The organism is Plantactinospora sp. ZYX-F-223 (assembly GCF_039649625.1).
Classification (GTDB): domain Bacteria; phylum Actinomycetota; class Actinomycetes; order Mycobacteriales; family Micromonosporaceae; genus Plantactinospora.
The window spans coordinates 117,757-138,688 of record NZ_JBDJAV010000025.1 but is presented as its reverse complement, the minus strand read 5'-3'; the positions used below and the strand labels follow the sequence as shown (position 1 = coordinate 138,688).

At 71.1% G+C, this 20,932-nt stretch carries 14 protein-coding genes; 4 read left to right on the top strand and 10 right to left on the bottom strand.

Annotation, left to right across the window (positions count from 1 at the left end; all coding sequences use genetic code 11):
- Nucleotides 1-53: 53 nt before the first annotated feature.
- Nucleotides 54-287: a TM2 domain-containing protein gene (locus AAH979_RS24945; RefSeq protein WP_318394832.1), complete on the top strand. Its 234-nt coding sequence runs from the start codon at nucleotides 54-56 to the stop codon at nucleotides 285-287.
- 88 nt (nucleotides 288-375) lie between these two features.
- Here the strand turns inward: AAH979_RS24945 and AAH979_RS24940 are convergent, their stop codons facing one another.
- Complete coding sequence (locus tag AAH979_RS24940; RefSeq protein ID WP_346260551.1) at nucleotides 376-2,340, bottom strand: penicillin-binding transpeptidase domain-containing protein; 1,965 nt, start codon at nucleotides 2,338-2,340, stop codon at nucleotides 376-378.
- Nucleotides 2,341-2,721: 381 nt separating this feature from the next.
- Between AAH979_RS24940 and AAH979_RS24935 the strand changes: the two genes are divergently transcribed.
- Nucleotides 2,722-7,773, top strand: coding sequence for an NAD-glutamate dehydrogenase (locus tag AAH979_RS24935; RefSeq protein WP_346260550.1), 5,052 nt, complete (start codon nucleotides 2,722-2,724; stop codon nucleotides 7,771-7,773).
- Nucleotides 7,774-7,864: 91 nt separating this feature from the next.
- Here the strand turns inward: AAH979_RS24935 and AAH979_RS24930 are convergent, their stop codons facing one another.
- The 4 genes from AAH979_RS24930 to AAH979_RS24915 all read right to left on the bottom strand — a co-directional run bounded on the left by AAH979_RS24930 (nucleotide 7,865) and on the right by AAH979_RS24915 (nucleotide 11,730).
- The gene (locus tag AAH979_RS24930) at nucleotides 7,865-8,608 is read right to left on the bottom strand and encodes a class F sortase (protein WP_346260549.1); all 744 of its coding nucleotides are present in this window, start codon (nucleotides 8,606-8,608) and stop codon (nucleotides 7,865-7,867) included.
- A gap of 1 nt (nucleotide 8,609) precedes the next feature.
- On the bottom strand, nucleotides 8,610-9,377 hold the full coding sequence (locus AAH979_RS24925; protein WP_346260548.1) for a hypothetical protein: 768 nt from the start codon (nucleotides 9,375-9,377) through the stop codon (nucleotides 8,610-8,612).
- Between the two features lie 246 nt (nucleotides 9,378-9,623).
- Nucleotides 9,624-10,367, bottom strand: a complete 744-nt coding sequence (locus AAH979_RS24920) for a class F sortase (protein ID WP_346260547.1) — start codon at nucleotides 10,365-10,367, stop codon at nucleotides 9,624-9,626.
- Entirely contained in the window at nucleotides 10,351-11,730 is a 1,380-nt protein-coding gene (locus AAH979_RS24915) for a hypothetical protein (protein ID WP_346260546.1), read from the bottom strand. Before AAH979_RS24915 ends, AAH979_RS24920 begins: the two co-directional genes overlap by 17 nt.
- Nucleotides 11,731-12,571: 841 nt before the next feature.
- On the opposite strand from AAH979_RS24915, the gene AAH979_RS24910 reads away from it, so the two are divergent.
- On the top strand, nucleotides 12,572-14,323 hold the full coding sequence (locus tag AAH979_RS24910) for a glycoside hydrolase family 6 protein (RefSeq protein WP_346260545.1): 1,752 nt from the start codon (nucleotides 12,572-12,574) through the stop codon (nucleotides 14,321-14,323).
- Between the two features lie 112 nt (nucleotides 14,324-14,435).
- Here AAH979_RS24910 and AAH979_RS24905 read toward each other — a convergent pair whose 3' ends face one another.
- The 5 genes from AAH979_RS24905 to AAH979_RS24885 form a co-directional block, all read right to left on the bottom strand.
- Nucleotides 14,436-14,804: a hypothetical protein gene (locus tag AAH979_RS24905; protein WP_346260544.1), complete on the bottom strand. Its 369-nt coding sequence runs from the start codon at nucleotides 14,802-14,804 to the stop codon at nucleotides 14,436-14,438.
- Nucleotides 14,805-14,939: 135 nt separating this feature from the next.
- Complete coding sequence (locus tag AAH979_RS24900) at nucleotides 14,940-15,218, bottom strand: hypothetical protein (RefSeq protein WP_346260543.1); 279 nt, start codon at nucleotides 15,216-15,218, stop codon at nucleotides 14,940-14,942.
- Between the two features lie 62 nt (nucleotides 15,219-15,280).
- Nucleotides 15,281-16,912, bottom strand: coding sequence for a sodium:solute symporter family protein (locus AAH979_RS24895; protein ID WP_346260560.1), 1,632 nt, complete (start codon nucleotides 16,910-16,912; stop codon nucleotides 15,281-15,283).
- Nucleotides 16,913-17,130: 218 nt separating this feature from the next.
- Complete coding sequence (locus tag AAH979_RS24890) at nucleotides 17,131-18,498, bottom strand: hypothetical protein (RefSeq protein ID WP_346260542.1); 1,368 nt, start codon at nucleotides 18,496-18,498, stop codon at nucleotides 17,131-17,133.
- 14 nt (nucleotides 18,499-18,512) lie between these two features.
- On the bottom strand, nucleotides 18,513-19,103 hold the full coding sequence (locus tag AAH979_RS24885) for a hypothetical protein (RefSeq protein ID WP_346260541.1): 591 nt from the start codon (nucleotides 19,101-19,103) through the stop codon (nucleotides 18,513-18,515).
- Between the two features lie 385 nt (nucleotides 19,104-19,488).
- Between AAH979_RS24885 and AAH979_RS24880 the strand changes: the two genes are divergently transcribed.
- Entirely contained in the window at nucleotides 19,489-20,799 is a 1,311-nt protein-coding gene (locus AAH979_RS24880) for an MFS transporter (RefSeq protein WP_346260540.1), read from the top strand.
- Nucleotides 20,800-20,932: the final 133 nt, after the last annotated feature.

Here is a 20,932-nt window from a genome sequence, read left to right as displayed (position 1 = left end):
GTAATGTGCGCGAACGTTCATCTTTCCTGAGAAAGTCCTGAGAGGAATAGACCATGTCCACAACCGCCGCCGGTCCGGCCGTCGGGCAGAAGTCCTGGCTCGTCGCGGTGCTGCTCTGCCTCTTCCTCGGCACCATCGGCGTGCACCGGTTCTACGTCGGCAAGATCGGCACCGGCATCCTGATGATCCTGACGTTCGGCGGGTTCGGGATCTGGACGCTGATCGACCTGATCATGATCCTGGTCGGCAAGTTCAACGACAAGCAGGGCCTGGCGCTCGCCCGCTGAGGCGACTCGCACCGACGGCCGGGGCGGTCCGGGACAGACCCCGTCGACCGCCCCGGCCGGAGCGTTTCCGCAGGCCGCGCGGCTGCGTTCACTCGAGGCCGCGGAGGAACTTCTCGGCGATCGGCACGGCGGTCGCCGTACTCGATCCGCCCTTCTCGACGAAGACCGCGAACGCGACGTCCCCCTGCCAGCCCACGAACCAGGCGTGAGTGTGCGCCGGGTTGTCGTCGTACTCGGCGGTGCCGGTCTTGCCGTACACCGGCCCGCCCGGTACGTCGGCCAGGGCGCTGCCGGTCCCCTTGGTGACCACCTCGCGCATCATCGTGCGGAGCGGCTCGACCGAGCCGGCCTTAAGCTGCGGGCCGGGCGGCGCGGGCTCACCCGGTGCCGGCTCCAGCAGCAGCTTCGGCTGCTGCCACTGGCCACGGGCGACCCCGGCGGTCGCCGCCGCCATCGCCAGCGGACTGACCACGGTGGTGCCCTGGCCGAAGGCGGCCGCCGCCCGCTCGGCCGCCGACCCGCCCGCCGACACCTTCCCGCTGAACGCGTCGATCCCGAGCTTCCAGTCGGCTTCCAGCCCCAGGCTCCGGCCGGCGTTCGCCAGCCCGTCCGGCCCCAGCTTCGGGGCCAGCGCGGCGAACGCGGTGTTGCAGGAACGGGCGAAGTCGGTCCGGAACGGGACCGTGCCGAGGGCGAAGTTGTCGGAGTTCTTGAACGAGCGCCCGTCCACGGTGAACGTCTTCGGGCAGGCGACCGGCCCGTCCAGGCTGACCGCCCCGACGTCGAGCAGGCCGAGCGCGCTGACCATCTTGAAGGTCGAGCCCGGCGGGACCTGGGCGGTGAAGGCCAGGTTCTCGGCGCTGCCGCCGTTCGCCGCGGCCAGTACCGCGCCGTCGCTGATCCGTACCGCGACCAGGGCGGCCCGCTGCCGGGACCCGCGCACGGCGTCGTCGGCGGCGTTCTGCGTCGGCACGTCGAGGGTGGTCTTCAGGGGTACGCCGGCCTGCGGCTCGCGCCGGAACACCTCGGTACCGGTCGGCGTGACCGTACCGTCCGGGCGCTTGCTGGCGATGATCACGCTCAGCCCGACCCCGCCACGCAACTGCTTGTCGTACCGGCCCTGTAGGCCGCCGTGGCCGACCAGGTCACCCTCCGCGAAGAGTCCGGGGTTGGCGGCCATGTCGTCGGCCAGCACCGGGTCGACCGAGCCGAGCAGGGCCCGGGCGAAGTCCCGGGTCGGCGCGAGTTCCCGCTGCTCGTCGCGGAACTTCGTGCCCGGCAGGTCGTAGATGCGCGGTTTGATCTGGAGGTACGCCTCCCGGCGCAGGGTCACCACGTCGACGAAGGCGTCCGGTTTCGCCTCTCGCATCCGGGCCGGCAGGTCGGTCAGGTCGACCGGCGGGGTGATCGGCGGCCGGATCGCCTTGAACGCCGCATCGAGCTGCCGCACCAGGCCGGGTACGTCGGTCACCTCGCTGGGCTGCACACCGACCAGTACCACCGGCCGGGGGGTCACGATGGGCTCGCCGGCCCCGTCGGTCACCGCCGCCCGCTTGGCGGGGAGCCGGCGTACGGCCAGCTCGTCTCCGCGGGTGAGGCGCGGCTCGACGACCTTCGGTTCCCAGATCACCTGCCACTCGTCGTCCTCACCACGCTTGAGGTGGATCTCCGACGGGTACGTCCAGTGCGTGTCACCAGGCAGTGTCCAGTCGACCCGTACCGTCGTGGTCGCGGTGTCTTCTGTGATCTTCGCCTCGCCCTCGCGGTGGAGCTTCGGTGGCGTCTTGGCCAGCTCGCCGGAGAGCTGTTTGATCTCCTCGGCCACCTCGTCGGCCGGTACCCGATCGCCCGCCGGGTTGCGGAATCCGACCTTGTTGAGATCGCCACCGAGCCAACCGGCCAGGAACGTGTCGACCGCGCGGTCCGGGCCGTCCGAGTCCGAGCAGCCGGCCAGAGCCCCGGCGGCGAGCAGCACGCCGGTAAGGAGGGTGGCCGTCCCCCGACGGGTGGTTTGTCGGGCCAGCGGGCGTTGGGACGGATTCGGAAAGCGCATGCCGCGGTTACCTTCCAGGTCGGCGCACCGCCGGAAGTCGCTCCGGCAGCAGACCGACGGTAGTACGCGGTGCCGAATCGCGGCTGCCCCGGTGCTGTCCGGGAGGTTTGCGCCAGGCCCACTTTGGGCGCTCCGGTGCTGGTCAGAGCAGGTGTGGCCGTCCGTGCCGGTCGGGTTCGCGGGTCCGGCGGGGCGGATCGGGTGATGGCCGAGCGTGCGTGGGTACTCCGACGCGGGCGTGTCGGGCGTCCGCAACGGATGAAAGGACAGATCCCAGATCCGACATCCGGCCGCCGGTCCACCGGCAGAGGGGCTTATCGGTAGGGCCTAGTCTGGGGCGGAGAGTGACCCACGGCGTGGTGGGTCGAGGGGAGTGGCACGATGGACCGGCGTCCGGCGATCACACCGGAACCCGTTCTCCGGCCGGCGAATGCCAGCCGAGACGACAGCTACGACGCGGCGATCGACGACGACGGGGCGGGCTCTCGACTCGCCTCCGGCGCGACCGGCGTGCCGGGGGCCAGCATCGACACCCTCTACGATCTCGGACTGCCCCCGGAGGCCCTCGTCGACGACGTCGAGGACGCGGATCTGGACGAGCCGGTACCGAACGCCGAGCGGCTGGTCGCCCAGGCGGTGGCACTGGCCGGCGACGACCACGACGCGGCCACCCTCGTCGACCGGTTCTGGCGGTTCGCCCCGGACGAGGAGCTGATCGGCTTCACCCCGGCGGAGATGCTCGCCGCCGCGAAGGCGCACCGGGAGCTCGCCCAGCAGCGGGTGCCGGGCGAACTCAAGCTGCGGATCCACGAACCGGACGAGGAACAGCAGCACACCGTAATTGAGATAGTTACGGACGATATGCCGTTTTTGGTGGACTCCATCACGGCGCTGCTGACCGGGCACCACCTCGACGTGCACATGCTGGTCCACCCGCTGGTGGTGGTCCGCCGCGAGCCACTCGGCAGGTTGACCGAGGTCGCCGCCGACGTCGAACCGGACGACGCGATCGACGGTGACATCGTCGAGAGTTGGATGCGGATCGAGATCGATCCGGTACGCGGCGCGGCGGACCGGGACCGATTGCGCGCCGAGTTGCAGCGGGTGCTCACCGACGTACGAGAGGCGGTCGAGGACTGGCCCAAGATGCGGCAGCGCGCCCTCTCCCTCGCCGACGAACTGGCCGCCGCACGCACCTCGGAGAACCGTCCACCCGTACCCGAAAAGGACATCACCGACTCGGTGGAGCTGCTCCGCTGGCTGGCGCACGAGCACTTCACCTTCCTCGGCTACCGGGAGTACCGGCTGATCCAGACCGAGCAGGGGCCGGCGCTGGAGGCGATCCTCGGCACCGGGTTGGGCATCCTGCGTCAGGACTCCACCACGCCCCGGGCGCTCTCCTCGATGACCCCCGAGGCGCACCAGAAGGTGACCGAGAAGCGCCTGCTCATCATCACCAAGGCCAACTCCCGGGCCACGGTGCACCGGTCGGCCTATCTGGACTACATCGGGTTCAAGGTGTTCGACGAGCGCGGCGAGGTGGTGGGTGAGCGCCGTTTCCTCGGCCTGCTCGCCACGGCGGCGTACCGGACCAGCGTCCGCGAACTGCCGGTGGTCCGGCGCAAGGTCGCCGAGGTGCTGGACCGGTCCGGGCTCAGCCCGCGCAGCCACTCCGGCAAGGACCTGTTGCAGATCCTGGAGACCTATCCCCGGGACGAACTCTTCCAGATCAAGACCGACGACCTCTACCACGCCGTCGTCGGGGTGCTCCGGATGGCCGGCCGCCGCCAGCTCCGGGTCTTCCTGCGCCGCGACGGGTACGGCCGGTTCATCTCCTGCCTGATCTACCTGCCCCGGGACCGGTTCACCACCCAGAACCGGCTGCGCATGCAGGAGATCCTGCTCCGCGAGCTGAACGGGATCGGGGTGGACTACACCACCCGGGTCACCGAGTCGATGCTGGCCCGGGTGCACTTCATCGTCCGGACCGATCCGGCCAGCCCGCCCGGCGAAGTGGACGCGGACCTGCTCGCCGAGGAGCTCGCCGACGCGACCCGGCTCTGGGACGACGACTACCGGCTGGTGCTGGAGCGCAAGCTCGGCGACGAGCAGGCCAAACGGCTCTTCACCCGGTACGCCGACGCGTTCCCGGAGGGCTACAAGGACGGGCACACCCCGTACGAGGCGATGAAGGATCTCGCCAAACTGGAACTGCTGGAAGAGCCGGGCCAGCTCGAGATGCACATGTTCCGCAAGCAGCAGCCGGTCCGGCCGGGCGGCCCCGCCCCGGCCACCACGGTCGAGGACGTCCGGTTCAAGGTCTACCGGTACGGCGAGCCGATGGTGCTCTCCGCGGTGCTCCCGGTGCTGCACTCGCTCGGCGTACGGGTGGTCGACGAGCACCCGTACGAGGTGGACCGGATCGACGGCCGGATCTACCTCTACGACTTCGGCCTGGAGCTGCCGGACGGCGCCCGGGACCTGGCCGAGGTACGCCCGCACGTGGAGAACGCCTTCTCCGCCACCTGGCGCGGTGAGGCCGAGGTCGACGGCTTCAACGAGCTGGTGCTGCGCGGCGGGCTCACCTGGCGGCAGGTGGTCGTGCTGCGGGCGTACGCGAAGTACCTGCGGCAGGCCGGCACGGTCTTCTCGCAGGACTACATGGAGTCCACCTTCATCGCGTACCCGCAGATCGCCGCCTCGCTGGTGGAACTCTTCGAGACCCGGTTCTCCCCGACGCTGGGCTACTCCGCCGAGGAGCGCAACCTGCGCGGCAAGGAACTGGTCACCTCGATCAACCAGCAGCTCGACGACGTGAGCAGCCTGGACCAGGACCGGATCCTCCGGTCGTACCTGACGCTGATCCAGGCGACCCTGCGGACCAGCTTCTACCAGCGGCGCACCGACGGGCGACCCAAGCCGTACGTGGCGTTCAAGCTCGACCCGCAGATGGTGCCGGACCTGCCGGCGCCCCGGCCGAAGTACGAGATCTTCGTCTACTCGCCGCGCTTCGAGGGCGTACACCTGCGGTTCGGGCCGGTGGCCCGGGGCGGTATCCGCTGGTCGGACCGGCGGGAGGACTTCCGGACCGAGGTGCTCGGCCTGGTCAAGGCGCAGATGGTGAAGAACGCCGTGATCGTGCCGGTGGGCGCGAAGGGCGGCTTCGTGCTCAAGCAGAAGCCGGGCGACCGGGACGAGGCGGTCGCCTGTTACCAGGGCTTCATCTCGGCCATGCTGGACGTGACCGACAACCTGGTCAGCGGGCAGGTCGTGCCGCCGTCCGACGTGGTCCGACACGACGCCGACGACCCCTACCTGGTGGTGGCGGCGGACAAGGGCACGGCCAGTTTCTCCGACATCGCCAACGAGATCTCGGTGCGGCAGGGCTTCTGGCTGGCCGACGCGTTCGCCTCCGGCGGCTCCGCCGGCTACGACCACAAGAAGATGGGGATCACCGCCCGGGGTGCCTGGGAGTCGGTGAAGCGGCACTTCCGGGACATGGGGATCGACACCCAGACCCAGGACTTCACGGTGGCCGGCGTCGGCGACATGTCCGGGGACGTCTTCGGCAACGGCATGCTGCTCTCCGAGCACATCAAGCTGGTGGCCGCCTTCGACCACCGGCACATCGTGCTGGACCCGGACCCCGATCCGGCCACCTCCTACGCGGAGCGCCGCCGGCTCTTCGACCAGCCGCGTTCCTCCTGGGCGGACTACAACGCCGAGCTGCTGTCCGATGGCGGCGGGATCTATCCGCGTACCGCGAAGTCGATCCCGATCAGCCCGCAGGTCCGCGCGGTGCTCGACCTCGGCGACGGCGTCGAGTCGATGTCACCGCAGGAGCTGATGAAGGCGATCCTCTCCGCCCCGGTGGACCTGTTCTGGAACGGCGGGATCGGCACCTACGTCAAGGCGTCGTCGGAGTCGAACTCCGAGGTCGGGGACAAGTCCAATGACGCCATCCGGGTGGACGGCAAGGACCTGCGCTGCCGGGTCGTCGGCGAGGGCGGCAACCTGGGCTTCACCCAGGTCGGCCGGATCGAGTACGCCCTGGCCGGCGGTCGGATCTTCACCGACTTCATCGACAACGCGGCCGGGGTGGACACCTCGGACCACGAGGTGAACATCAAGATCCTGCTCGGTGCGGCGGTGGCCGACGGCGAGCTGAGCGTGCCGGACCGGGACGCGCTGCTGGCCGAGATGACCGACGAGGTCGCCCAGCTCGTGCTCCGGGACAACTACGACCAGGCCCGGGCGATCGGCAACGCGCTGGCCCAGGCGGCCTCGCTGCTGCCGGTGCACCGCCGGATGATCTCCGACTTCGAGCGGGCCGGTCACCTCAACCGGGAGCTGGAGGCGCTGCCGCCGGACGAGGAGCTGGCGACCCGTACCGACACCGGGCTGACCGCGCCGGAGTTCGCGGTGCTGCTGGCGTACGTCAAGATCGTGCTGGAGCGGGAGATCCTGGCCGACCGGCTGCCGGACGAGGAGTGGACCTTCGAGGTGCTCTCCAACTACTTCCCGACCCCGCTGCGCGAGCGGTACGCCGACCGGATGCCGGAGCACCGGCTGCACCGGGACATCGTCACCACCGTACTGGTCAACGAGGCGGTGAACCGGGGCGGCATCTCGTTCATCTACCGGGTGGTGGAGGAGACCGGTGCCACCCCCGCCGACGTGATCCGGGCGTACGTGGTGGTCCGCGAGGTGTTCGGGCTGCGGGAGATCTGGGCCGACATCGAGGCACTGGACAACAAGGTGCCGACCGAGGTGCAGACCACGGTCTACCTGGACACCCGACGGCTGCTCGACCGGGCCGTCCGGTGGCTGGTCACCAACCGCCGTTCACCGATCGACGTGCCGGCCGAGACGGCCCGGCTGCGCGACGGGGTCTCCCGGCTCCTGCCCGAACTCGGCAATCTGTTCTACGGCAGCGAGCGCGAGGCGCTGGAGGCGCACGTCGAGATGTGCGTGCGGCGCGGACTGCCCCAGGACCTGGCCGAGCGCTCCACCCGGCTGATGTACAGCTTCGGCCTGCTCGATGTGGTGGAGACGGCGCGGGCGACCGGGCGGGACGTCGGCGAGGTGGCGGCGGTCTACTTCGTGCTCTCCGACCGGTTCCGGGTCGACTCTCTGCTGTCGAAGATCTCGCTGCTGCCCCGGGAGGACCGCTGGCAGACGCTGGCCCGGATGGCGCTGCGCTACGACCTCTACGCCGCGCTGGCCGCCCTCACCGCCGAGGTGCTCGGCGGGACCTCCGCCGACCTGTCGCCGGACGAGCGGGTGCAGGAGTGGGAGCGGTCGAACTCGATCTCGATCGGCCGTACCCGCAAGGCGATGGGGGAGTTCGACGAGTCCCAGGCCGACCTGGCCGCGCTCTCCGTACTGCTGCGGCAGATCCGTACCCTGGTCCGGACCTCGGCGGCCGGCTGACCGGACAGCCGCGTCGGCGGTGTACGGGGCCGGGGCTGCCGGTCCGGTACGCCACCGGCCCGGCTGGTCGCCGGCTCGGCCGGAGTCCCGGTCAGGGGATCCGGGTGGCGGAGACGATCACGTTGTTGCGGTAGCTGCGTTTCTTGCGGTCGAAGGTGCCGCCGCAGGTCACCAACTGGAGCCGGACGGTGTCCGCCGCGCCGTAGACCAGTTCGGACGGGAACGACGTCTTCGGGTACGACTTCACCGCGTCCACCGCGAACCGGACGACCTTGCCGTCCTTCCGGGTGACCTCGACCCGGTCGCCCCGCTTGAGTGCGCCGAGCCGGAAGAAGACCGCCGGGCCCGTCACTGCCGAGTCGACGTGCCCGACCACGACCGCGTTGCCGAGCTCGCCAGGGCTGACCCCCGCGTTGTACCAGCCGGCGAGCTGGGCCTGCTTGAGCGGCGGCACCTGCACGGTCCCGTCGTCGTTCACCCCGACCGACATGATCTTCGCGTTCACCTTGATCTTCGGAATCGTGATCCTGACCGGTTCCGAACGCGGCAGTTCCGCCGGCTGCGGCGGCTCGCCGGTCGGGGTGACCGGCTGGGGGGTCGGAGTGACCGGCTGGCCGGACGGCGTGCCCGGGACCGGTGACGACGGCGCGGTCCACTCGGGCTGCGGCGTCGCTTCGCCGGCCTCGGTCTCGGCGGGCTGCGGCGGCTGCGCCGGCGCCGGGTTCAGACCGGCGGTGAGCAGGGCGGTCCCGCTGAGCGCGAGCAGGACGACCAGGGTGACGCCGGCGGCACGCCACGGTTTCCCGTGCCGGCCGCCGGCGCGCCTGGTCGGCACATCAGGCGAGTGAGCCATCGGTACGACGCCGGCGGATCATCAGGAAGCCACCGATCGCGGCCGCGCCCAGCAGGCCGGCTCCGGCAGCCGCCCGGCCCGAGTCGGTGCTGGCGGCACCGCCGTCACCACCGGGCACCGCGCCCCGGGGCAGCACCACGATTTTGCCCGTCCCGTTGCACGCCCCCCAGGCCCGGTAGTGCCCGGGCTTGGTCTTGTGCGGGACCTTGGCCCAGGCCCAGTACTTGGCCTCGCCGTCGTTCGTGGCCTGGCCGCCCTCGCCGCCGGTTTGCTCGTCGTCCGCCTCCGGCTGGCCGCCACCCTCGGGCTGCGGGGGTTGCCCGTCAGTTGGCGGGAGCGGGGGCTGGCCGTCGGTCGGTGGGAGCGGGGGCTGGCCGTCGGTCGGTGGGACCGGCGGCTGCCCGTCGGTCGGCGGGACCGGCGGCTGGCCGTCGTCGTCCGGCTGATCGCCGTCCGCGGGCGGGCGCGGCGACTCCGGTACCCGGAGGCCGTCCTCCACGACGGGCTTGAGCCAGAGCTTGCCGGTGATCTTCGACGAAACCCAGGCCCTCTCCACCGAGTGCTCGCACTTCAAGATGATCTTGAACTTGTGTCCCGGCTTCACCCCCTTCGGCACCGTGTAGATGTGGCCACTGTTTTTCCGCTCGGGTTGGGCGTCGTCCGCCAGAGCGGTTCCGGGCGCGCAGACCAGCAGGGACGCGGCACCGATACCGGCGCCGGCCATCACCTTCCCCAGCAACTTCCTACTCATGACTCGTAGTCACTCCTTCCCCGTTGGTTTGCTCGGCAGCCAGCCGAGCCAGGACCGACGCTAGCTAGTTTGTGAGGTGTTGTCGTGATTATGGATGTTCTTTCCGAAAGCTCGTTTCTGGGTGGTAGAGAGCTCTTCACGTCGAAGATGTCTGTATCGCCCGGTGACACCTGCCCAGACGTACGGGGGACAGCGGCGCACCGCTGTCCCCCGAGGCCCGGACCTGCCGGGCGAGCGCCGTCGCGGCTACCCGGCGAGCCGGGCGAACGCGATTACGTTGTCCGGATAGGAGCCCACCCGCTCGTCGAAGTCCCCACCACAGGTCACCAGGCGCAACCCCGGCTCGTCGGTCGGGCCGTAGACGAGTTCGGTGGGAAAGGCCGCCTTCGGGTACGACTTCACGCCGTCCACCACGAAGGTGACCAGGCTGCCGTCCTTCCGGATCACCTCGATGGCGTCCCCCGGCAGCAGGGCGCCGAGCTGGAAGAAGACCGCCGGTCCGATCTCCTTCGAGTCGACGTGGCCGACGATCACGGAGTTGCCGGCCTCACCCGGCGTCGGACCCGATTGGTACCAGCCGGCCAGCTCCGCTTTGGCCAGCGGTGGTACCTGCACCATGCCGTCCGGGGTGAGCCCCACCGGCATGATGGTCGCGTCCACGCCGATCTTCGGAATCATGATCTTGATCGGTTCCGACCTGGCCAGTACCGGTGTGGGCGCTGGCGTGCCGCTGGTACCGCCTTCCGGTGCTGGCGTGGGTGACGGTGAGGTACCCAGGTCCGACCCGGTCGCCGCCCGGTCCAGGTAGTTCGGCGCGGCACCGGCGCTCGGCTGCGGCGCCGAGGTCGGTTCCGGCGCGTTGAGGGCGGCCCCGATCAGGCCGGCGCCGACCAGGGCCAGCAGGGCGACGAGGACGGTGCCGGCGACGCGCCACGGTCTCCCGTGGCGCTCGCCGGCACCGCTCGCCGTCGCGTCAGGCCGCCGACTCATCGGTACGGCGCTGCCGCATCAGCACGAGTCCGCCGAGCCCGGCCAGCCCGAGCATCCCGACACCCGCGACCGCGAGGTTGTCGTCGCTGCCCGAGGTCGCCCCGCCGTCACCGCCGTCGACCCAGCCCTTCGGCAGGATGATCAGCTCACCCTCGCCGCAGGAGCCCTTGAGTTCGTACGATCCCGGCTTGGCGTCCCAGGGGATGGTGACGCTGCTCCAGTACTCGTGGCCGGCCTTCCGGTCGGTCCAGCCGTCCTTCTCGTGCGTCCGGCCGTCCCTGCTGTCTTCGGCCTTCTTGCTGTCTTCCCAGCCGTGCTTGCTCGGCTCGGCCTTCTCCCAGCCGTGCTTGCTGTCTTCGGCCTTCTTGCTGTCTTCGGCCTTCTTGCTGTCTTCCCAGCCGTGCTTGCTCGGCTCGGTCTTCTCCCAGCCGTGCTTGCTGTCTTCGGCCTTCTTGCTCTCTTCCCAGCCGTGCCCACCGTCGTCCCGTGCCGTCCCGCCGGTACCGCCCGGCGCCGCCGGTGCAGATTGCCCGTTCGGCGACTGGTAACCCTCGGCGGGCTGGTGAGGCTGGCCGCCCGTCGAGGGGGACGGTGCCGGTACCGAGTCGGCCGACGAGCCAGGTGCCGCCGGTGCCTTCTCGGCGGTCGACGGAGCGGACTCGGCATGGGGAGCCCCGTTCTCCGCCGGGGCCGACTTGTCCTTCTGCTCCTTGTAGCGGCGGTACTCCTGGTACTCCCGGTACTCCTTGTACCTCAGGAACTCCTGGTACTCGCTCTCCTTCTTGTAGTCCTCCCCGCTCTGGTGGCTGCCTGAGTCCTCGGACTTCTCGGCGTACCCGCCGCCGTCTTCGGCCTTCTTGCTGTCTTCCCAGCCCTGGTGGTTTTTGCCTGAGTCCTCGGACTTCTCGGCGTACCCGCCGCCGTCCTCGGCCTTCTTGCCGTCTTCCCAGCCCTGGTGGTTTTTGCCTGAGTCCTCGGACTTCTCGGCGTACCCGCCGCCGTCCTCGGCCTTCTTGCCGTCTTCCCAGCCATCCTTGCGCGCTTCCGGCTTTTTCTCCGGTTCAGGCTTCGGGGCGGGCTTGTAGTCGTCCTTGTGGTCTTTGGGGGCGAGGTCCACCTTTCCGGTGATCTTCGACCACAGCCACGCGTGTTTCTGCGCCTCGGGGCAGATCTCGACGAATTCGACCTTGTCTCCTGCCTTCACCGCGTGCGGCTTCGCGAAGACTCGGCCGGAGCTGTCCTGCTGGTACCCCTCAGGGTGATAGCCGCCGTCCGCGAGGGCGGCCGAGGGGGAGAAAACGAGTAGAGAAGCGCCGCCGAGGGCGGCTCCCGCGATCATCTTGCCGAGGAACTTCTTGGACATGACTTTCGTCATCCTTCCCTCTTGCCTCAGCTCGCCGGCAGGCGAGCCATGACCGAGATTAGCGAATTTGTGAGCTTTCATCGGATTTTTTCAGCATTTCCCCGAACAGGTGGAGAAGGCACCCGGAGGCGCTACCTGGGGAGCTCTGGCGGGTACCGGACGGGTCGCGCCCAGCTGCGCCCGCTCGGCGGCCCGGCGCCGATTCCGCTCCCGGGTCCCCGCTCGGCGGTAATGGCGCCGACCGGCCGGTTGCGCCGTGATCGGGCCGACCCGGGGGATCGGGCGTACTCCGTCCGGTTCGTGCCCGCCCGCCACCGCGCCGCGGCTCCTCCCGGCCGGGCTGGCGTTCCATCGTGGAGGGGCTTCCGCCGGTCGCCGGGGCGGCGTCGTCCCGGCGCCGGTCACCGCGCCGGGTACGCCGGCTTCCCGTACCGCGACCGGGGGTGGATGTGCGGGGTAGGCTCCGCTCCAGGGCCGGTCCACTGTGCCTCGCCGGCCGTGCCGCCGCAGGTCGCGGGGGCCACCGGCAATGGTGGGTGCGAGTAGGGAATCGTCATCCATCAGTGTCGGGGTGTTGTGGTGGAAGCGCTCCCATGCAAGAATTCATCCACTGTGCTGGGGGAGCCACACCGCGCAGCAGACGCCGAGGGCAGCCGGTTCACCGGACGGCGTCACCACGGCCGCTGACCGCGGCCGGCACCACCACCAGTTGCGCCCGTCCGGGTCGGGCATACCGCAGTCCCCCATGGCGTCCACGGACGTACCCACCTGACGCGAAGTCCGTGTTACCGCCGCGCCGGTTCCGCCTGACGTGACCGGCTGGCCCAAGGAGATCAGTGGCATGAATTTACGGAGTAGATTGTCCGTCCGGCAGAAAGCCGTCGCGGTGGCCGGTGCGAGCGCTTTGGTCGCCGCCGGTCTGGTCACCATCCCGGCTTCGGTGGCCCAGGCGGCCCCCGGGTGCAGCGTCACCTACAGCACCAACCAGTGGCAGGGTGGTTTCAGCGCCAACATCACCATCCGGAACGTCGGTGACGCGATCAACGGCTGGACCCTCCGCTTCAGCTTCGCGGACGCGAGCCAGCGGGTGACCCAGGGCTGGTCGGCCAACTGGACCCAGTCCGGCACCCAGGTGACCGCGACGAACGTGTCGTGGAACGGCAACCTGGCCACCGGCGCCTCCACCGGCATCGGGTTCAACGGTTCCTGGAGCGGCAGCAACCCGGCGCCGACGTCCTTCAGCATCAACGGGACGGCCTGCAACGGCACGACGCCGACCACCCCGCCGACCGGCGGACCGACGGGCAACCCGACTACCCCGCCGACCGGCAACCCGACCAGCAACCCCGCGGCGCGGGTCGACAACCCGTACTCGGGCGCTCGCGGCTACGTGAACCCGGAGTGGAAGGCCAAGGCGGAGAGCGTCTCCGGCGGCAACCGGATCTCCAACACCCCGACCGGCGTCTGGATCGACCGGATCGCCGCGATCGAGGGCACCCCGGACAGCAGCTCGAACGGCCCGATGGGCGTCCGGGACCACCTGGACGAGGCGCTGGCGCAGGGTGCCGGCTACATCCAGTTCGTCATCTACAACCTGCCCGGCCGGGACTGCGCCGCGCTGGCCTCCAATGGCGAGCTCAAGGCCGATGAACTGCCCAAGTACAAGGCGGAGTACATCGATCCGATCGCGGCGATCATGGCGGACTCGAAGTACAGCAGCCTCCGGATCATCACGATCATCGAGATCGACTCGCTGCCGAACCTGGTCACCAACGTGGCGCCGCGGGAGACCGCGACGGCGCAGTGCGACACCATGAAGGCCAACGGCAACTACGTCAAGGGTGTCGGCTACGCCCTGGCCAAGCTCGGTGCGATCCCGAACGTCTACAACTACATCGACGCCGGCCACCACGGCTGGATCGGGTGGGACGACAACTTCCGGGCCTCCGCGCAGATCTTCGCCGAGGCCGCCCGCGCCGAGGGCAGCACCCAGGCCAACGTGCACGGCTTCATCGCCAACACCGCCAACTACTCGGCCACGGTGGAGCCCTACCTCAACGTGACCGAGCAGAACCGGCTCTCGAAGTGGATCGACTACAACCGGTACGTGGACGAGCAGCGGTTCGCCCAGGCACTCCGTACCGAGCTGATCTCGCAGGGCTTCTCCAGCGGCATCGGCATGCTGATCGACACCTCGCGTAACGGTTGGGGCGGCTCGGAACGGCCCACCGGCGCGGTCACCTCGGGCACGGTCGACGAGCAGGTCGACGGCTCCCGGATCGACCGGCGGATCCACCTCGGCAACTGGTGCAACCAGAGCGGTGCCGGCCTGGGCGAGCGGCCGCGGGCCGCGCCCGCCAGCGGGATCGACGCGTACGTCTGGATCAAGCCTCCGGGCGAGTCGGACGGCTCCAGCACCGAGATCGAGAACGACGAGGGCAAGGGCTTCGACCGGATGTGCGACCCGACGTACACCGGTAACCCGCGTAACCAGAACAACATGAGCGGCGCGCTCTCGGGCGCCCCGATCTCGGGTGCCTGGTTCCCGGCGCAGCTCACCGAGCTCATGCAGAACGCCTACCCGGCGCTCTGACCGGCTGCAACAACTGAGGTAGCAACACAGCCACACCACAGGGCGGTCCCCGTCCGGCGCGGTCACACGCCGGGCGGGGACCGCCGGTGCTGCTCCGGCCGGGCTGCGCCGGTCAGGGCACCGTCTTCTCCACCGCGGCCGCCGTACCCTCCCGGTCCAGTTCCTCGCTGGCCCGCCGCACGTTCTCCGGGGTCGGGTCGCGGCCCTGCGCCATCGCCAGGTCCTCCGGGTCCCACGGCTGTTCGGCCCCGGTACGCGTGTCGCCCGCGCTGCCCGCGCCCTGCCCGTGCGGATCGCCGAGCAGGTCGTCGGTGGGCGGAAAGTCGCCGGGGACGTCCTCCGGGTCCACGAAGTCCGGGTTCTCGGCCCTCGGCCCGCCGTCGGAGGCGAGCTGCGGTACGGCGGTGTCGTCCTCGATCGCGGCGGCCACCTCCGGGCTCTCCTCCAGCGGCCGGTTGCGGGTCGGATCGCGCTCCGTCATGTTTGCTGCCCTCCTGTCCGGATGCGACGTGCGGCTGACCGCTCCTCCGGTTCGACTACCCCGGACGACCCGCGCCATGCCTTTCCCCACCCGTCACCACCCACCCCGGTCCGGTCCGGGCCCGGCGGCAGGGCGTCACTCCCGGTCGATCGGGCGCAGCCACTGCCAGAGCAGGAAGCCCAGCCCGAGTGCCAGCATGGCCAGCCCGGCCCAGAGATTGATCCGGATGCCCTGGGCCTTCTCCACCGCCGGCGCGCCGTCGAAGACGCCGACCAGTCCGACGATCACGCCGTACGCGACGAAGAGCCCGCCGATCACCCGGCGGATGTCGAACAGCCGGGCGGCGGCCGAGTGGCGCTCCTGCTCGGCCTCGTCCAGCGGCGCCCCGGCCGGCGGCCGGTTCTGGTCTTCCATCGCCTCGTCCCTTCTCGCTGTCGGCGTCGACCGTCCCGGTTGGACGCCTGCGGTGCGGCCCCTCAGAGCACCGGCAGGTAGAGCAGTGCGGAGAGGGCCAGTGCGATGCCGCCGAGCAGCAGCGGCGAGCGGTACCAGCGGGCGTCGCCGGCGAGCAGGGCCTGCCGGCCGTCCGGGCCGGCGAGCCCGTACACCAGGCCGCGAAGCTCGTCGTCGGGCTTGCGCGAGGTCAGCGGGGTGAGGATCGCCGCGACGATCGCGACCAGCACGAACGCGACGCCGGCACCCCAGAAGCTCTCCTCCAGGTCGGAGTCGAACGGCAGCACCCCGGCCTCGTAGAGCAGATAGGTGGCGAGCGCGCCGAGAGTGCCGGTCAGCAGCGACCAGAACCCGGCCCAGGCGGTCATCCGCTTCCAGAACATGCCGATGATGAATGTCGCGAAGAGCGGCGCGTTGAACAGCGAGAAGAGCACCTGGATGTAGTTCATGATGTTGTTGAAGCCGGCCGCGATGAACGCGGTGCCGATCCCGACCAGCACCCCGGCGACGGTGGCGATCCGGCCGACCCGCAGGTAGTACCCGTCCGGCCGGTCCTTCCGGACGTACGCCTGCCAGATGTCGTAGGTGAAGACGGTGTTGAAGCCACTGACGTTGGCCGCCATGCCGGCCATGAACGAGGCCAGCAGGCCGGTCACCGCCACCCCCAGTACGCCGGTCGGCAGCAGGTCGCGCATCAGCAGCGGGATCGCGTTGTTGTAGGTCAGGTCGCCGGTCTCGGCGCCGAGCCCGTTGACGGTGACCACCGCGACCAGGCCGGGGATCACCGTGACCAGCGGGATCACCATCTTCGGGTACGCCGCGATGATCGGCGTACGCCGGGCCGCGCTCATGTCCTTCGCCGAGATCGCCCGCTGTACCTCGGCGAAGTTGGTGGTCCAGTAGCCGAACGAGAGCACGAAGCCGAGCCCGAAGACGATGCCGATCCAGCTCGCGCCCAGCGGGTTGGCGGTGCTGCCGGTGTCCGCCCAGGTATGCAGTCCGGCCTCGCCCAGGTCCGAGCCGCGCACGGCGTCCCACAGCCCGTCGATCCCGCCGACCTTGGCCAGCCCGATGACGGTGATCGGGACCAGGCCGGCGAGGATCACGAAGAACTGGAGCACCTCGTTGTAGATCGCCGAGGAGAGCCCGCCGATGGTGATGTAGGCCAGCACGATCAGCGCGCCGACCACGATGGAGAGCCAGAGCGGCCAGCCGAGCAGGGCCTGCATGATCAGGGCGAGCGCGTAGAGGTTGACCCCGGCGATCAACACCTGGGCGACCGCGAAGCTGAGCGCGTTGAGCAGGTGGGCGGGCCGGTTGAAGCGCAACCGGAGATACTCCGGCACGCTGCGTACCTTGGAGCCGTAGTAGAAGGGCATCATCACGATGCCGAGGAAGACCATCGCCGGTACGGCGCCGATCCAGTAGTAGTGCAGCGTCATCAGGCCGTACTGGGCGCCGTTGGCGGCCATGCCGATGATCTCCAGCGCCCCGAGGTTGGCCGAGACGAAGGCGAGCCCGGTCACCCAGGCCGGCAGCGACCGGCCGGAGAGGAAGAAGTCCACGCTGGTCCGGATCGCCCGGCGGGCCGCGATGCCGACACCGAGCACGGTGCCGAAATACAGCGCCAGGATCAGATAGTCCAGCGCGTTCATGTCCAGCCGCAGGCCGCCGTCCACACCGTCACCTCGTCCGTACGCTCGGTCCGCCCGTTACCCGGTGCACACCTTCCGCCGGGGGCGAGGGGCCTACTACCCGAGGTGAAGAGTTTTCACGCCTCTGCCCGGTGGCGACCGGCGCCGGATCGCCGACGGCTCCCCGGCGCCCACCGTCGGCGGGCATCGGGGAGCCGTCAGGGGGCCGGCCGGGCTATCTACCGGCCGAGCAGCCGGTCCAGGAAGTCCCGGTGCCGGCGTACCACCATCCGCAACCGTTCGGTGTCGGTCCCGCCGTCGTCCTGCCAGCCGGCGAGGTCGTCACGCTGTCGGGAGAGGGCGGCGGTGACCGCCTCCACGGACTCCCGTACCAGCCGGTGGGCCTCCTCGGTGGCCCCCGGCGGGTCGTCGACGAACCGGAGCTGCACCTCCCGCCAGCGGTCCCGGAAGCCCTGCACCGCCTCCTGGTCGAGGATCGCGACGATCGGCTCGGCCGGTGCGGCACCGGGCGGCAGCCCGCCGTCCGCCGTCCCGCCGGAATCCGTCGTGCCGGTCTCGGCCGTCGTGGCCGTCTCGTCCCGACCACCGGCCTCCGCCGGAGCGCGGGTACCGCCGGTCAGCGCGTCGGGGTTGCCCGCGCTGAGCACGTCCGGGTTCACCGGGTGTGCCACTCCGACCGCCGAGCCCTCCGGCGCGGGCCGGCCCAGCGGGTCGACCGGCGGATCGGGCTCGACACCACCGGCCGGCGGCGTGCCGGTCCGGGTGGCCGTGGCGGCGTCGGCCGCACCGAGGCTCCGGTCCGGTACCCCCTGCCGGGCGACCCCCTCACCCCGCTCGTCGCCGACCCCGTCGATCCGGTCGTCGGCCGGCCCGTCCCCGGAGCGGACGGTGTCTTCGTTGCGGGGGTCGCGGTGGCTGCCGGCGAGCGCGGCGGCCGCCGCCGCGCCACCGACGGTGGGGGCACCGAAGCTGGTGGGCAGCGGCGCGGGCTCGTGGAACTCCGGTGTGCCGGAGCCGTCCCGGGCGTCGCCGCGGTCCTCGCCGGCGTCGTCCGCCCGTTCCGGGGTGTCGATCCGGGCGGTGCGGTCCGGGTCGACGGCCGCGTCCTTGCCGGCGGCGTCCGCTCCGGCGGTGGCGTAAACCGTCCCGGTGCGCTCGGCGGCCGGCTCGTCGGCGTCCGCTCGGCTGGCGTCGGCCAGGTCACCCCGGTCACCGGTGCTTCCGGTGTCGGTGTCGGGGCCTCCGGTGCGGCCCGTCGGTGAGCGTTGGGTGAGCGCGTCGTCGTCCAGCGCCGCGTCCTCGGCCCGGTCGTCCGCCGACCGGCTCTCGCCGCGCCGGTCGTCCCGGGCGCGCGCGGCGGCGGCCGGGTCGGAGGAGAAGGCCGGTCCCGACCCGCTGGTGGCGAGGTCGTTGTCGTACGACCCTCGCTCGTCGAGCGCGTCGGGGCCCTGGTCGCCGGTGCCCTCCGGATACCGGTTCCGCCGGTCCTCGGCCTCGCCAGCCCCGGCCTGCCCCGGGCCGGCCGCCGTTACCGGCTCGGAGCGGATCACGTCGGGGTCGCCGTTGTCGGTCTGCTGTTGACGCATGGCAGAGTGCCTCCTCACCGGCTCGGTACGTCCTGCGGGGTGTCCGGACGGGTCCCGTCCGAGGGCTGGCGTACGGGGTCCTCGCCGAGCAGGTCGGCGAAGAGTTCCCGGTAGTGCACGACGGCCTGGCGGAGCTGCTCGGTGCTGGCCTCGCCGCGCTCGTTGCGGAGCTGGATCTCGTGCGCGTCCCGGTAGTGGGTCAGGGTGCGGGCGTGCTCGACGGAGAGGTGGGCGAGCTGGTCGTCGTACTCGCCGATCGGATACCCGCACTCGGCGATCAACCGGGTGACCAGTTCGTCCGCTGCCCTCACCGCCTCGGCCGGGGAGTCGACGAACCGGGCCTGGATCTCCTCCCAGTCGGCCGCGTAGCGCTGGCGCGACTCGGCGGAGAGCGGAGTGAGCGTCAACTCCGCGTGCCGGCGTTCGCGCTCCCGCAGTTCGTGCTCGGCGGCGGACCGGCTCTGCTGCTCGGCCACCACCCGGTCGTACTCCGGGCCGAACTTGCTGCGCAGGGCGCGGCGGCGGCTGGCCACCCAGATGGCCGGTACGGCTGCGGCGACGGCGAGGACCACTAGGACGATGAGGACGACTTCTATGGGCGACATGGCTCCTCCTTCGTCTCCTGGTATTCCCGCTGTGCCCTGATCACCAATCCAGATCGGGCACACTTTCGTGCCCGGCGGCGGGAACCGGCGCGGAGCGGCAGGAACCGCCCGTAGGGGGTCTGGGCGGGAAAAACTGTCCGGAACGGCCGAGCGGGGACGCGCCTGTCCGCCGCGCCACCGGACACTGCGGCCCGGCGGTCGGCTGCCGGTACTCGCCCGGGGCGCCTTTCCCGATCGCCGCCGAGCCCGCCGACCGCCTAGACTGCCCGCATGACGCACCGACATTAATTTCCCGCCGGAGGCCGGCCCGGCCCGCGCTGCCGGGGCCCGCCCGGGACGTTCGTGACCCGATCCCGAGTCCGAATCGTCCCCGTGGGAAGGCCTCATGCCCGTCATCTCGTCACCCGCGCCGACAGCTCGCGCGCGGCGGTTGACCACCACTTTCTACCTCTACGCGTTCCTGGACGACTTCGTCCTGCTATACCCGGTGTACGCGCTGCTCTTCACCGACACCGGGCTCTCCGTCGCGCAGATCTCCTCGCTCTTCGTCATCTGGTCGCTGACCGGGATCGTCCTCGAGGTCCCGTCCGGGGTCTGGGCCGACGCCGTGTCCCGGCGGCTGCTGCTCGCCGCCGCCCCGCTGCTCGGCGCGGTCGGCTTCGGGCTCTGGGTCGCGGCACCCTCCTACTGGGTCTTCGCGCTCGGTTTCGTGCTCTGGGGCGCGCGGGGTGCGCTCCAGTCCGGCGCCTCCGAGGCCCTGCTCTACGACGAACTCGACCGGCTCGGCCTGGCCGACCGGTACGGGCGGGTGATCGGCCGGGCCAGTACCGTGAGCCTGCTCGGCGCGCTGCTGGCCATCGCGGTCGCCACCCCGGTCTTCGCGGTCGGCGGCTACCCGGCGGTCGGGGTCGCCAGCGTGCTGGCCAGCCTGCTCTGCGCGGCCGTGGGGCTGGCGCTGCCGGAACACCGGGCACCGGCACCGACCGCTGTCGCGTCCGCCGGGCCGGAGACGGTGGACCCCGGGTCCGGTGGCGGGCTCGGCGGCAGCGCCGGGGCGTCGGGCGACCTCGTCCAGCTCACCCCGGCACCGGTCGCCGAGGCCGGGGCGCCCGGCCAGCTCGCGATCCTGCGGGTGGCGCTGGCCGAGGCCCGGAACAGCCCGGCGGTACGCCGGGCCCTGCTGCTCCTGCCGGCGATGGTCGGCATCTGGGGCGGACTGGAGGAGTACCTGCCGCTGCTGGCCGGCGAGTCCGCCCCGGCGGCCGGCGTGCCGCTGCTGGTGTTGCTGGTCTGGGCCGGGGTGATGCTGGGCGGCCTGCTCACCCCGCTCGGGCAGCGGCTGACGGCGCGACAGTTCGCCAGTACGGTCGGGGCGGCCTCGATCGCTCTGGCCGTGGGTGCGCTGACCGGCCGCCCGGCGGGCTTCGTACTGGTGGCGGCGGCGTTCTGCGCCCTGCAACTGGCCAGCCTGGTGGCCGACGTACGCCTCCAGGAGAGCATCGGTGGACCGGCGCGGGCCACGGTGACCTCGCTGGCCGGGCTCGGCACCGAACTGGTCACCATCGGGGTGTACGGCGGGTACGCCCTCGCCTCGACGGTCGCCGGGCACGGTGTGGTCTTCGGACTGCTCGCCCTGCCGTACCTGGCGCTGGCGGTCGGGCTGCGCCGGGCCGGAGCGGGGCGGGACCGCCGGTAGACGCTCGGCCGGTGGCCGCTCGGCCGGTGGCCGGGTGGGCCGCGTCGGCGCCGGTGCCACCCGGGATCGCCCCCCGGAGTGAGATATCCGGCAGGAATTGCTGGTGGGGGTGGGTCGGTCCGATCGGCCCATC